The organism is Sphingomonas sp. LR59 (assembly GCF_036855945.1).
Classification (GTDB): domain Bacteria; phylum Pseudomonadota; class Alphaproteobacteria; order Sphingomonadales; family Sphingomonadaceae; genus Sphingomonas.
Genome location: NZ_JASPFL010000001.1, coordinates 184,521 through 198,287 on the forward strand (window position 1 = coordinate 184,521; position 13,767 = coordinate 198,287).

Annotated in this window: 11 protein-coding genes and 1 pseudogene; all 12 read left to right on the forward strand. The window is 67.0% G+C overall.

Features of this window, described 5'->3' with window-relative positions:
• Positions 1-15: 15 nt before the first annotated feature.
• Complete coding sequence (gene smpB, locus QP164_RS00855; RefSeq protein WP_055879372.1) at positions 16-498, forward strand: SsrA-binding protein SmpB; 483 nt, start codon at positions 16-18, stop codon at positions 496-498.
• 94 nt (positions 499-592) lie between these two features.
• A complete protein-coding gene (locus tag QP164_RS00860; RefSeq protein WP_333924149.1) occupies positions 593-1,087 on the forward strand; it encodes a DUF2062 domain-containing protein in 495 nt (164 codons plus the stop codon).
• Between the two features lie 83 nt (positions 1,088-1,170).
• The gene (locus QP164_RS00865; RefSeq protein ID WP_333921823.1) at positions 1,171-3,249 is read left to right on the forward strand and encodes a M13 family metallopeptidase; all 2,079 of its coding nucleotides are present in this window, start codon (positions 1,171-1,173) and stop codon (positions 3,247-3,249) included.
• A 120-nt stretch (positions 3,250-3,369) separates the two neighbouring features.
• Positions 3,370-5,418: a M13 family metallopeptidase gene (locus QP164_RS00870; RefSeq protein WP_333921824.1), complete on the forward strand. Its 2,049-nt coding sequence runs from the start codon at positions 3,370-3,372 to the stop codon at positions 5,416-5,418.
• 337 nt (positions 5,419-5,755) lie between these two features.
• Positions 5,756-8,131 carry a hybrid sensor histidine kinase/response regulator gene (locus QP164_RS00875; protein ID WP_333921825.1) on the forward strand — a complete coding sequence of 792 codons (2,376 nt, stop codon included), beginning with the start codon at positions 5,756-5,758 and terminating at the stop codon, positions 8,129-8,131.
• 49 nt (positions 8,132-8,180) lie between these two features.
• A complete protein-coding gene (locus QP164_RS00880; RefSeq protein WP_093399563.1) occupies positions 8,181-8,531 on the forward strand; it encodes a response regulator in 351 nt (116 codons plus the stop codon).
• A 238-nt stretch (positions 8,532-8,769) separates the two neighbouring features.
• Positions 8,770-10,491, forward strand: a complete 1,722-nt coding sequence (ilvD, locus tag QP164_RS00885) for a dihydroxy-acid dehydratase (protein WP_333921826.1) — start codon at positions 8,770-8,772, stop codon at positions 10,489-10,491.
• Between the two features lie 201 nt (positions 10,492-10,692).
• Positions 10,693-11,046 (forward strand): hypothetical protein, encoded by a 354-nt coding sequence (locus QP164_RS00890; RefSeq protein WP_333921827.1) that lies wholly within the window; start codon positions 10,693-10,695, stop codon positions 11,044-11,046.
• Positions 11,043-11,486 (forward strand): NAD(P)H-hydrate epimerase, encoded by a 444-nt coding sequence (locus QP164_RS00895; RefSeq protein ID WP_333921828.1) that lies wholly within the window; start codon positions 11,043-11,045, stop codon positions 11,484-11,486. The genes QP164_RS00890 and QP164_RS00895 overlap by 4 nt, the downstream gene beginning before the upstream one ends.
• 59 nt (positions 11,487-11,545) lie before the next feature.
• Positions 11,546-12,016 (forward strand): hypothetical protein, encoded by a 471-nt coding sequence (locus QP164_RS00900; protein WP_333921829.1) that lies wholly within the window; start codon positions 11,546-11,548, stop codon positions 12,014-12,016.
• On the forward strand, positions 11,965-12,525 hold the full coding sequence (locus QP164_RS00905) for an NAD(P)H-hydrate dehydratase (protein WP_333921830.1): 561 nt from the start codon (positions 11,965-11,967) through the stop codon (positions 12,523-12,525). Before QP164_RS00900 ends, QP164_RS00905 begins: the two co-directional genes overlap by 52 nt.
• Positions 12,522-13,727 (forward strand): annotated as a pseudogene (locus QP164_RS00910) (class I SAM-dependent RNA methyltransferase). The gene QP164_RS00905 and the pseudogene QP164_RS00910 overlap by 4 nt, the downstream one beginning before the upstream one ends.
• Positions 13,728-13,767 lie beyond the last annotated feature (40 nt).

Here is a 13,767-nt window from a genome sequence, read left to right on the forward strand (position 1 = left end):
TACATCGCGCGTCCCATGGCACGTCCCAAACCCCCGACCTTCGAGAAGACCAAGATCGTCGCCGAGAACCGGCGCGCGCGGTACGACTATTACATCGAGCAGGTGTTCGAGGCGGGCATTGCGCTCACCGGCACCGAGGTGAAGGCGTTGCGCGGCGGCGAGGGATCGATCGCCGAGGCCTATGCCGAGGTGAAGGGCAAGAATGTCGTCCTGGTCAATTCGAACATCCCCGAATTCAGCCACGGCAACCGCTTCAACCACGAACCCAAGCGGCCGCGTAAATTGCTGCTGCACGAGCGCGAGATCAACAAGATGTTCGGTGCGGTCGCGCGCCAAGGCATGACGCTCGTGCCGCTGATGATCTACTTCAATTCGAAGGGCCGTGCGAAGATCGAACTGGCGCTCGCCAAGGGCAAGCAGAACCACGACAAGCGCGATTCGGTGAAGGAACAGGACTGGAAGCGCGAGCAGGGCCGGATCATGCGGGATCGCGGATAACCGACGTGGCGCCGGTGTCGATGACCCTATCGTCTTGAGCATATTCGGGCGTCTCGCGGCGTGGTCGCATCGTAATCTGCCGACCCGCGAATCGATGGAGCGGAATCGTCTCCTTCGCCCGGTCGCGCACCGCGTGCTCGCACCCGAACTCTGGCGCTTTACCCGCCGCTCGGTCCCGCGCGGCGTTGCGCTGGGGATGGTCGCGGGCATCCTGATCCCGGTCGCGCAGACGCCGGTCGCGGCGATCTTCGCATTGCCGTTCCGCGCCAACGTGCCGACCGCGGCGCTGACCACCTTCATCACCAATCCGCTGACGACGCCGCCGCTCTGGATCGCCGCCTATTGGATAGGATCATCAATGCTTCGGCTCGACGAGCATGTCCCAGGCCAGCCCGTCGCCGACGCCGCCGCGCGCACCGAATGGATCCCGTGGCTGATGCAGGCGGGGCCCGCCACTGCGCTCGGCCTGCTGGTCATCACGGTGGTGTGTTCGGTCGGCGGCTATGCGCTCAGTGCGCTTGGCTGGCGGCTGTGGATCGCGCGCAAGTGGCGGCATCGGCATGATAATCGTCACGGTCATGTTTCGTAACATTTGACACCGGTTGGAATTGACGGACCGTCCTATCGGCGTAGAACACACCGCATCCTGACGATCTTTCTCCGAGGTTCTTGATGCGCAAGTCGATTGTTACCGTGATCCTGCTCGCGTCCGCGGCGTCGGCTTTCGCCCAGACGAAACCCAGCACCAACCGCCCATCGCCTGTGCTGGCGAAGGCCGCGAAAGGCCCGGTCGCGGCCAGGGACGCGAACAAGCCGCAGATCGGCGATTTCGGCTTCGACATGGCCGGCCGCGATACCAGCGTGACGCCGGGCACCGACTTCTTCGATTACGCGAACGGTGGCTGGGTGAAGACCACGCCGATCCCTGCCGATCGCTCGTCCTACGGCATGTTCCACGTCCTTCAGGACCTGTCGCTCGAACGCACCCGCACGATCCTCGACGTCTCCGCCAAGACGCCCGGCGACAAGGTCGGTGATTTCTACACGAGCTTCATGGACGAGGCGGCGGTGAACGCGAAGGGCGCCACGCCGGTCAAGCCGATGCTCGCCGCGCTGAAGGCGACCCAGGACAAGACCGCACTCGTCACCGAGATTGCCAAACTCCAGCGGCAAGGTGTCGGCGGCCTCGTCGGCGTCGGCGTATCGCAGGACGACAAGGACCCGACCACCTATGTCGTCCAGCTCGGCCAGAGCGGTATCGGCCTCCCGGACCGTGATTATTACCTCAAGGACGACGCCAAGCTCGCCACCATCCGCACCGCGTACGAAGCGTATCTCACGCGGATGTTGACGCTCGCCGGCGAGCCCAACGCCGCCACCCGCGCCGCCGCCGTCTTCAATATGGAGAAGGGCCTCGCGACCGCGCACTGGACGCGGATCGAGAGCCGCGACGCCGACAAGACCTACAACAAATGGACCGCCGCCGACTTCGCCGCGAAGGCGCCTGGCTTCCCGTGGGCGCAGTATATGACCGCGATGGGCGTCACCGGCCGTCCGTTCTACCTCGTCGCACAGCCGAGCGCGGTGACCGGCGAGGCCAAGGTCTTCGCCGACACGCCGGTCAACGTCCTCCAGGACTATGCGATGCTCAAGGTGCTGCGCGCCTACGCGCCGTATCTGTCGAGCGACTTCGACAAGACCAACTTCGCGTTCTACGGCACCACGCTGTCGGGCACGCCCGAGCAGCAGGTCCGCTGGAAGCGCGGAGTCTCGACCGTGTCGGGCGCAATGGGCGAGGCGATCGGCCAGCAGTACGTGGCCAAGTATTTCCCGCCCGCGTCGAAGGCCGCCGCCGACGACCTCGTCAAGAACGTCATCGCCGCGATGGGCGAGCGTCTCCGGAACCTCGAATGGATGGCGCCCGAGACCAAGACCAAGGCGCTTGCGAAGCTCGCCGCCTTCACCCCGAAGATCGGCTATCCCGATAAGTGGCGCGATTATTCTGCGCTCCAGATCCAGCGCGGCGACCTCGTCGGTAACGTCGCGCGCGCCAACGCGTTCGAGTACGACCGCGACCTGAAGAAGCTGGGCCAGCCGATCGATCGCGGCGAGTGGTTCATGACGCCGATGACGATCAACGCCTATGCCAACCCGACGATGAACGAGGTCGTCTTCCCGGCCGCGATCCTGCAACCCCCGTTCTTCGATCCGAAGGCGGACCCGGCGGTCAATTACGGCGGCATCGGCGCGGTGATCGGTCACGAGATCAGCCATCATTTCGACGACCAAGGCCGCAAATACGACCTCAACGGCAAGCTCACCGATTGGTGGACGCCGCAGGACGTCGCGCGCTTCAAGGTGTTCACCGACGCGCTGGTGAAGCAGTATGACGCGTACGAGCCCTTGCCCGGCCAGCACATCCAGGGCGGCCTGACTCTCGGCGAGAACATCGCCGATCTTGCCGGCCTGACGGTCGCGTACGACGCGTATCACAAGTCGCTCGGCGGCAAGCAGGCGCCGATCATCGACGGCACCACCGGCGACCAACGCTTCTACTACGGTTGGGCGGGTGTCTGGCGCACCAAGTGGCGCGACGCGGCGCTCCAGCAGGCGTTGCTGTCGGACCCGCATTCGCCGGGTCATCAGCGCGTCCTCACGGTTCGCAACCTCGACCCGTGGTACGCCGCATTCGGCGCCAAGCCGGGTGAGGCGAGCTACCTCGCCCCCGCCAACCGCGTCCGTATCTGGTAACTGACGCCGTCCCATAGAGTCCCGTCATCCTGGGCTCGACCCAGGATCCAGAGCCACGCACGCGCTGCTGTCGGCTCTGGATTGTGACTTTCGTCAGGGTGACGAAGTTTGGAGAGAAACATGAAGTCGTTCATCGTCGCCGGCCTGCTGGCCGCAACCGCCATCACCGGCGTCACCGCCGCCATCTCGCAAACGGCTGAGCCAACGCCAGCCGCTCCAGCCACCTCGACCGGCGCCCAATACGGCACGTTCGGCTTCGACGAGAAGGGCATGGACAAGACCGTCCAGCCCGGCGACGACTTCTACACCTTCGCCAACGGCAATTGGGCGAAGACCAACCCGATCCCGGCGGACAAGTCGAACTACGGCTCGTTCAACCTTCTCTCCGACCTGTCCGAAACGCGCACCCGCGGCATCCTCGATACCGCCGCGAAGGACCCGAACTCGAAGATCGGCCGCGCGTACGCGACCTTCCTCGACACCGGCACGATCGAGGCGAAGGGCCTCGCGCCGATCCGCCCATGGCTGAAGAAGATCGCCGCGCTGAGCGATCGCGCGCAATATCCCGCGCTCCTCGCCGAGGCGGACCGCGCTGGGATCGGCGGCCCGTTCGGCGGCGGCGTCGGCCAGGACGACAAGCAGCCTGAGCAATACGCGCTCTCGCTGGGCCAGTCCGGCCTCGGCCTCCCCGACCGCGATTACTACCTTAGCGCCGACGCGAAACTGGTCGAGGCACGCAACGCCTACCGCGCGCACATCGTCAAGATGCTGACCCTCGCTGGCGAACCCAATGCCGAGGCCCGGGCCACCGCCTTGCTTGCGTTCGAGACCGAGATCGCCAAGGTCAGCTGGACCCGCGTCGACAGCCGCGACGCCACCAAGACGTACAACAAGATGACCGTCGCTGATCTCGCCAAACGCGCGCCCGGCTTCGATTTCGCGGCGTATTTCAAGGGGATCGGCACGCCCGTCCCGACTGTCATCGTCGCACAGCCCTCGGCGATCACCGGTATCGCCAAGCTCGTCTCGACCGCGCCGATCGGCGTGCTCAAGGACCAGCTGATCCTGCGCTCGCTCGACGGCTATGCCGACGTCCTCCCCAAGGCGTTCGATGCCGAGCAGTTCGCGTTCTACGGCACCGTTCTCGGCGGCACGCCTGAGCAGGAAGCCCGCTGGAAGCGCGGCGTCCAGTTCACCTCGGGCGCGCTCGATGACGAGGTCAGCAAGCTCTACGTCGCACAGTATTTCCCGCCCGAGACCAAGGCCGCGGCCGACAAGCTCGTCAAGAACGTGCTCGCCGCGATGGGCCGCCGGATCGACAAGCTCGAGTGGATGGCGCCCGAGACCAAGGTGAAGGCGCACGCCAAGCTCGCCGCGTTCACGCCGAAGATCGGCTATCCGAGCCAGTGGAAGGATTTCTCTGGCCTGACGATCACGTCGGGCGATGCGTTCGGCAACGAATGGCGCGCGAACGAATGGCAGCACCAGGATAATATCTCCAAGCTCGGCAAGCCGTTGCAGCGCTGGGAATGGGGCATGACGCCGATGACGGTGAACGCCTACGCCAATTTCGGCATGGTCGAGATCGTCTTCCCCGCCGCGATCCTGCAGCCGCCGTTCTTCGATCCGAAGGCCGACGACGCGGTCAATTACGGCGGCATCGGCGCGGTGATCGGCCACGAACTGAGCCATCATTTCGACGACCAGGGCTCTAAGTATGACGCCAAGGGCCAGCTCACCGACTGGTGGACGCCGAAGGACATCGCCGGCTTCAACGCGCTCACCGGCAAGCTCGGCGCCCAGTATGACGCCTACGAACCGCTCCCCGGCATGCACGTGAAGGGCCAGCTGACGATGGGCGAGAACATCGCCGATCTCGCGGGTCTGACGGTGGCGTACGACGCGTACCACACCGCACTCGGCGGCAAGACTGCGCCGGTGCTCGACGGGTTCACCGGCGACCAGCGCTTCTATCTCGGCTGGGCGCAGGTCTGGCGCCGCAACTACCGCGAAGCCAACCTTCGCAACCGCCTGCTGACCGATCCTCACTCGCCGTCGCAGCAGCGCGCCTGGGTCGTGCGCAACCTCGACCCCTGGTACGCGGCATATAAGCCGACGCCTGGCCAGAAGCTGTATTTGGCTCCGGAGCAGCGCGTTAGAATCTGGTAACGGGTGCACCGGCTACCTCTGGTTCCCCCGCGAAGGCGGGGGCCCAGGAGCCACAAGCGTTGTCCTCCGTAACCCTGGACCCCCGCCTTCGCGGGGGAACAGCGGGGGTGATGATCGTGACGGCCTATCATAGCCGCCACCCCGGCGAAGGCCGGGGCCCAGTTGGGGGACGGTGCTAAGGACGGACGGCGCTTCGTTACGACCATTTTTCCACCTGGGCCCCGGCCTCCGCCGGGGTGGTGCCGTTTCAGGAAGCGGTGGGGATCAGGGCCGTCGCTACCCCCATCACACGCATCGCGCTTGACGCCCAACCCCGCTTGAGCGGATGACTCCGCCGATGGCATCGTTCGCTAAACCCACCCCCGCCCGCAACGCCGCGCTCGTCGCCGCGCTCGCCGGTATTGCCGCCGCCGGGATTGTCCTGCTGCTTGTCGGCAGCTGGATCGCCGCGGCCGGATTCTTTGCCGCTGCCATCATCGTCGTCGGTGCGGTCATCGCCTGGCGCCTGCTCAACCCGGTGATCAGGGACGCGCCCCGCCCGGTCGACTGGGACCTCACGCGCGCCGTCGCCGAGGCCGGCACCGACGCGATCGCGATCACCGACCGTGCCGGGCGGCTGGTCTGCGCGAACGACGCCTACGAAGCGCTGTTCGAAGGGTTTCCTACACCGCCGGGCCTGCCGCTCGACGAAGCCGGCGTCGCGGATCTCGCCGACGCCGGCCGCGCCGCGTGGCGTGACGGCACCGCGCAGGTCGACCGCCTCAACGCCCGCGGTATCTGCCTGTCCGCGGCCATCGCCCGCGCCGGCGACGACGCCGACATGCTGGTCTGGCGTTTCGTCACCGCGCAGGAACACGACCTCGCCGAGACCCTAGCCGTGCTGCTCGCGGGTCCGACCGGCGACCGGCTCGGCGGCAGCGGCATCATGGCGGCATTGTTATCGCCCGATGGCCGCGTCCGCACCGCCAACCGGGTGTTGCGTAAACGCGCTTGCGGCAACGATTACGAGCCGATCGAGGGCCGCGACTTCGCCCGTTTTCTCATCACCGACAGCCGCGGCCTCGTTCGGTTCGAACGCGAAGGCCTCGAAGGGACGCCACTCCGCGTTCTCCAGATCCCGTTCCTCGAAGGTGACGACGCGCCCGTGCTGGTCGCGCTGCTCGACGACGAGGAGGACGCGCCCGCACTCGGCGCCAGTGCCTCCGCGCACGTCCGCAGCCTCGTCAGCATGATGCCGTTCGGGATGGCGCTGGTCGATCGCGACGGCCGCTTCCTGCAGATGAACGATTCGTTCCTGCGCGCGGCCGGCGTCAACGCGGTCGCCCCGCCGCTCTATCCCGGCGACCTCGTCGTCCGCGAGGACAAGGCCGCGGTCGCCGACGCGATCCGCAAATTCGCGAACGGTGCGACGCACTCCGCCGACATGGCCGTCCGCCTGAAGGATCACCCCGACGAGCCGGTCGCGCTGACCATCGCCGGCGCGCGCGGGCTCGGCGATGCGGCCGTCCTGCTCAGCCTCAAGGACAACAGCGAGGAGAGCCGCCTCAAGCGCGAGGTCGCTCAAGCCACGAAGATGCAGGCGGTCGGCCAGCTTGCCGGCGGCGTCGCGCATGATTTCAACAATATCCTGACCGCGATCATCGGCCATTGCGACCTGATGCTGATGCGCCATTCGCCCGGCGACAGCGATTACGATGACATCCAGCAGGTCCGCACCAACTCGAACCGCGCCGCCAGCCTGACTCGCCAGCTGCTCGCCTTCTCGCGCCAGCAGACGCTTCGTCCGCAGATCCTCCAGCTGCCCGACGTCGTCTCCGAGGTATCGAACTTGCTCAAGCGCCTGATGGGCGAGAACGTCCGTCTCGACATGACGCACGGCCGCAATCTGGGGCCGGTCCGCGCCGATCCCGGCCAGCTTGAGCAAGTGGTGGTCAATCTCGCGGTCAACGCGCGCGACGCGATCGTTTCCGCCAACGCGCGGGGCGGCGGCGTGCTGACGATCACCACCCGCGCAGTGCCGGCATCGGAAGTGCGCGAGATGGCGTCCGACATCCTGCCCGTCGCCGACTACACCGCGCTGATCGTGCAGGACACCGGCACCGGCATCCCGCCCGATGTACTGCCCAAGATCTTCGAGCCGTTCTTCACCACCAAGGAGTTCGGCAAGGGCACCGGCCTCGGCCTCTCCACCGTGTACGGCATCGTCAAGCAGTCCGGCGGCTACATTTTCGCGGACAGCAAGCCGGGGCAGGGCGCTACCTTCTCGATGTACCTGCCGGTCCACTCGGCCCCCGCCACGACGCGCCCCGCGGTGGTGAAACCCACGCCCAAGCCGGTCGATCTCTGGGGTACCGGCACGATCCTGCTGGTCGAGGACGAGGACATGGTCCGCGCCGTCGCCGAGCGTGCGCTCGCGCGGCAGGGCTATACCGTGCTGACCGCGGAGAACGGCGAAGTCGCCCTGGAAGTGCTGGAGAAACACGGCCGCCCCGACCTGCTGATCAGCGACGTCGTCATGCCGCAGATGGACGGCCCGACGATGGTCCGCCATGCGCGCGAGAAATTCCCCGACCTCCCGATCCTCTTCATGTCGGGCTATGCCGAGGAGCAGTTGCGCAAGTCGATCGACCTCGACAACGTCGCGTTCCTGCCCAAGCCCTTCTCGGTGCAGGAACTCGCGGAGGCGGCACGAGACGTGCTGGCCGCGCGGTGATTCGAACAAGATGTTGGCAAGTCGTAACAATCCCGACTATGCGCATGGCATGACCGCTCCCCAGCAGATCCTCATCGTCGAGGACGAACCGTTGATCGCCATGATGCTCGAGGATTTTCTCGAAGTTCTGGACAAGGGAGTCGCAGGCTCGGTCGATACCGTAGCCGACGCCCTGAAGCGGATCGAGGAGGGCGGCGTTGACGGCGCGATCCTCGATGTAAACCTGCGCGGCGGTGAAAAGAGCACCGCGGTTGCCGAGGCCTTGGCGGCAAAAGGCGTCCCCTTTGTCTTCGCCACCGGCGGCGGCGATGACGGCGTGGCGCCCGAATTCCGCGATCGTCCGCGGTTGCAGAAGCCCTTCACGATGGACGGCGTAGCGAAGGCGCTCGAAGGCCTTTAAACCTCCTTCGCTGGCCCGCCCCTCTTTCGTATCCTCCCCTGCCAGGGGAGGTGGCAGCGCATAGCGCTGACGGAGGGGTGCCCGCCCTTGATAGGCCATTACCCCTCCGCCGCTGCGCGCCACCTCCCCTTGCAGGGGAGGATCTGGAATGAGCCCGAGGGAAGCAGGCGTCGCCCCACCGAAAATTCAACGCAACTCTCTTGCGCAAATGGCCCCTCCCGCGACATAGGCGGTCGCCATGAGCAACCGTTTCGACAAATCACGCCTGCCGAGCCGCCATGTCTCGGTCGGCCCCGAGCGCGCCCCGCACCGCAGCTATTATTACGCGATGGGGATCCCCGAAGAGGATATCGCCAAGCCGTTCGTCGCCGTCGCCAGCGCCGGCAACGATAGCGCGCCCTGCAACATCACGCTCGATGCACAGGCCGATGTCGCGCGGCTCGGCGTGATCCAGGGCGGCGGCATGCCGCGCCGGTTCAACACGATCACCGTCACCGACGGCATCGCGATGGGCCATCAGGGCATGAAGACCAGCCTGGTCAGCCGCGAGGTCATCGCCGACTCGGTCGAGCTCAGCGTGCGCGGCCATTGCTACGACGCGCTGATCGGCTTTGCCGGCTGCGACAAGTCGCTGCCCGGCATGATGATGGCGATGCTGCGGCTCAACGTGCCGTCGATCTTCGTCTACGGCGGCTCGATCCTGCCCGGCCGTTTCCACGACAAGGACGTGACGGTCGTCGACGTGTTCGAGATCGTCGGCAAATACGCAGCCGGCGCGTGCCCGCTGTCCGAAGTCCACGCGCTAGAAAAGGTCGCCTGTCCCAGCGCCGGCGCGTGCGGTGGCCAGTTCACCGCGAATACGATGGCCTGCGTCGCGGAGGCGATCGGATTGTCGATGCCGAACAGCAACATGACGCCCGCACCGTATAGCAGCCGCGAACAGATCGCGCATGCCGCCGGCGTCCAGATCATGGAGCTGATCGAGCGCAACATCCGCCCGCGCGACATCTGCACGCGCGAGGCGTTCATCAACGCCGCGCGCGTCGTCGCCGCGACCGGGGGCTCGACCAACGCCGCGCTGCATCTGCCCGCGATGGCGCATGAGGTCGGCATCGAGTTCGACCTGTTCGACGTCGCCGAGGCCTTCAAGACCACGCCGTACATCGCCGACCTCAAGCCCGGCGGGAAGTATGTTGCGAAGGACATGTACGAGGCCGGCGGCGTCTACATGCTGATGAAGACGATGCTCAGCGGCGGGTTCCTCGACGGCAATTGCATGACCGTGTCGGGCAAAACGCTCGGCGAGAATATCGACCAGGTGACGTGGAATCCCGACCAGAAGGTCATCTATGACATCACCACGCCGATCACCCCGACCGGCGGCGTCGTCGGCCTACGCGGCAGCCTCGCCCCCGATGGCGCGATCGTGAAGGTCGCGGGCTTGCACCGCCTTCAGTTCAGCGGCCCGGCGCGCGTGTTCGATTGCGAGGAGGACACCTTCGCCGCGGTCGAGAACCGCGAGATCAACGAGGGTGAAGTCATCGTCATCCGCTACGAAGGCCCCAAGGGCGGCCCCGGCATGCGCGAGATGCTGTCGACCACCGCCGCGCTCTACGGTCTGGGCATGGGCGAGAGCGTCGCGCTGATCACCGACGGTCGCTTCTCCGGCGGCACCCGCGGTTTCTGCATCGGCCATGTTGGTCCCGAAGCAGCCGACGGCGGCCCGATCGCGCTGGTTGAGAACGGCGACATCATCCACATCGACGCCGAGGCCGGCACGATCGACCTCGACGTTCCCGAGGACGTGATGGCGGCGCGGCGCGCGGCGTGGGTGCCGCGCGCCAACGATTACGGCTCGGGCGCACTCTGGCGCTATGCGAAGACCGTCGGCCCCGCGTACAAGGGCGCGGTCACGCATCCTGGAGCCGCAGCGGAAACCCATGTCTACGCGGATATTTGAGACCACGCGGATAGGCAAACGAGACGCGCGCTCCACCCGTCACTCCAGCGAAAGCTGGGGTATCCCGGCTGGCGCGCGCCGCGACCCGAACGGGGAGATCCCAGCTTTCGCTGGGATGACGGATGGTGGTTCAGATATCGGCTTCGGTAAGACAGTGAACCGCCTCCTGTGCCTCGCCCTCTTGTCGTTCCCCCTCGCGGCATGCGGGCCAGGCAAGCCATCCAGTACGCAGGTCGCGGCCGGGCAGACCGCCAAGCAGGCCAAGAAGTCCGCCGGCGACCCCCGCATCCCCTGCGCCCGCGGGCCGCAGCGCTCGAAACGGTCTGCACGATCGAACAGGCCAAGGGCGAGACTGGCCCGATCCTGACGATCCGCCATCCTGATGGCGCGTTTCGCCGCCTGCTCGTCACCCACGACGGCCGTGGTGTTGTCGCGGCAGACGGGGCAGAGGTCGCAAAGGTCGGCCTGATCGAGGGCAACGGTATCGAGGTGTCGATCGGCGACGCTCGCTACCGCCTCCCGGCCACCGTCAAGAGCGCAACCAAGTCATCATGATTCACATCGAGGGCCAGGCGATCCTGACCGCCGCCGAAATGCGCGCGGCGGAAGACGCGGTAATCGCCGGCGGCGTGTCGGTCGAAACGTTGATGGATCGTGCCGGTACTGCAATCGCGGCGGCTGTTCGCCGGTTGGCGGGCACGAACGAAGTTCTGATGCTGTGTGGTCCCGGTAACAACGGTGGCGACGGCTATGTCGCCGCACGGGTGCTGGCCGAGATGGGCGTTTCGGTTCGCGTCGCGGCGCTGTCCGAGCCCAAGACGGATGCGGCAAAGTCGGCAAGGGCACGGTGGTCCGGCCTGGTCGAAACGCTGGCCGAGGCGATGCCCGCCCCGATCCTGATCGACGCGCTGTTCGGCACTGGACTGACCCGGCCGCTCGATTCCGATACGACATCCACCCCTAACCGTTCCCCCGCGGACGCGGGGCTCAGCTAAGTTCCGAGCGCTCACCCAACGGCCTATTCTGGGCCCCCGCGTCCGCGGGGGAACGGTCTGTGGTCGAGTGCCTTCACGCACTCGCCAACGCCGCCCAACTCAGCATCGCAGTAGACCTCCCCAGCGGCCTCGCTACCGACTCCGGCCAAGCCCTCAGCACGCCGCCCGTCTTCCACCTCACCCTTGCGCTCGGCGCTGTAAAACCAGCGCACCTTCTCCAACCCGCCGCGCGCTATTGCGGCCAGATCCGCCTCCTCGACATCGGCGTCCCCACGCTCAGCCAAGCCGAAGTCCTCAAAGCCCCAATCCTCCCGACACCCGGCCCGGACTCGCACAAATACACCCGAGGCATGGTCGCGATCATCGCGGGCACCATGTCGGGCGCCGGCGACCTCGCAGTGCTCGCCGCGATGCGCGCCGGCGCCGGCTATGTGACCCTGCTCGGCGACAGCCAAGGCCCCCGCACGCGCTCGTTCGCATGCCGTTTTCCGATCACGCGCTTGCCAACGATCGCATCGGCGCACTGGTGATCGGTCCCGGCCTCGGCCGCGACGATACGGCCAAGGCCCGCCTGGACGCCGCGCTGTCCTCGGGCCACCCGCTGATCATAGACGGCGACGCGCTCCGCCTGCTCGACCCCGCGCGGATCAAGGCCCTGAAGGCCCCCGTCATCCTCACCCCGCACGCCGGCGAGTTCGACGCGCTTTTCGGCAAATCCGACACCGACAAGATTACCCGAGCCCGCGACGCCGCCACCCGCGCTAATGCCATCGTCGTCTTCAAAGGCGCCGACACCGTCATCGCCGCCCCCGACGGCCGCGTCCGCATCGCGCAAGGGGCCAGCGACTGGCTCTCCACAGCCGGCACCGGCGACGTTCTCGCCGGCGCGATCGGCGCGATGCTCGCCGCCAGGCTCGATCCGATCGACGCAGCCTGCGCCGGAGTGTGGCTCCACGGTGACGCTGCCCGCCGATTGGGCGCGGCTTTCATCGCCGACGACTTGGCGGAAGCGCTCCGGTCCGCCAGAGCGGCCCCATGACCACTGACTCGACCTCTGAAACGAATATCGACACCATCGTCCGCGTCGCGGCGCGCGGCGACGGGATGACCGCCGACGGACGCCACGCCGCCTTCTCGGCCCCCGGCGACACGCTCTCTGCCGACGGCACCGTCACGCCTGGCCCGCACCACCAGACTCCCCTGCGTGCATTTCCCGACCTGCGGCGGGTGCCAGCTCCAGCATCTCGACGATCAAGCCTATGCCGAGTTCGTCACCGACCGCATCGCCTCCGCGCTCGACGGCCAGGACCTGTCCGCGCCGATCCGCACGCCGCACATCTCCCCCGAGCGCAGCCGCCGCCGTGCGACGCTCCACGCCGAGGCCAAGGGGGCAAGATCACGCTCGGCTTCACCGCGGAGAAGGCGCACACTATCGTCGACATCAAGGAGTGCTGGATCCTCGATCCGCGCCTGTTCGCGCTCGTCCAGCCCTTGCGCCAGCTGCTCAAGCGCCTCAACTTCCGCCGCCGCGCGGATATCCACCTAACGCTCGCCGACCAGGGCGCGGACATCCTGATCACCGGCTTCGCCCCCGAAGGCCTGCCCGCGGCCGAAGCGCTCACCAAATTCTGCGAAGACCACAAGATCGCCCGCGTGGCGTTCGACGATGGCCTCGGGCCCGAGACGCGCTGGGAACCCGACGCGGTCACGATCACGCTCGGCGGTGTCCCCGTACCGCTCCCGCCCGCGTCGTTCCTCCAGGCCACGCCCGATGGCGAGGCCGCACTGACCGCTGCTGTCCTAGAAGCGATCGGCAAACCCGCGACGGTCGCCGACCTGTTCGCGGGTCTCGGCACCTTCACTCTCGCGATCCCCGCCAAGGTCTACGCGGCCGAGGGCGCACGCGACGCACTTGGCTCGCTGAAGGCCGCCGCGCACCGCACTCAGCGGCCCGTCTACCCGGAGCACCGCGATCTCTATCGCCGGCCGCTGACGGTGGCCGAACTCGACCGGTTCGACGCGGTGGTGATCGATCCGCCACGTTCGGGCGCGCGCGAACAGGCAACTGCGCTGGCCGAGTGCAAGACGCCCGTGATCGCCTATGTCTCGTGCAATCCAGCCAGTTTCGCGCGGGATGCGAAGGAGTTGTGCGACGCGGGTTGGCGGATCGATTGGGTCCAGCCGGTCGGCCAGTTCCGCTGGTCGACGCATGTCGAGCTGGCCGCGAAGTTCGTCCGCTAACCGAAGAAGCGTGTTCCCCCGCGAAGGCGGGGGCCCAGAC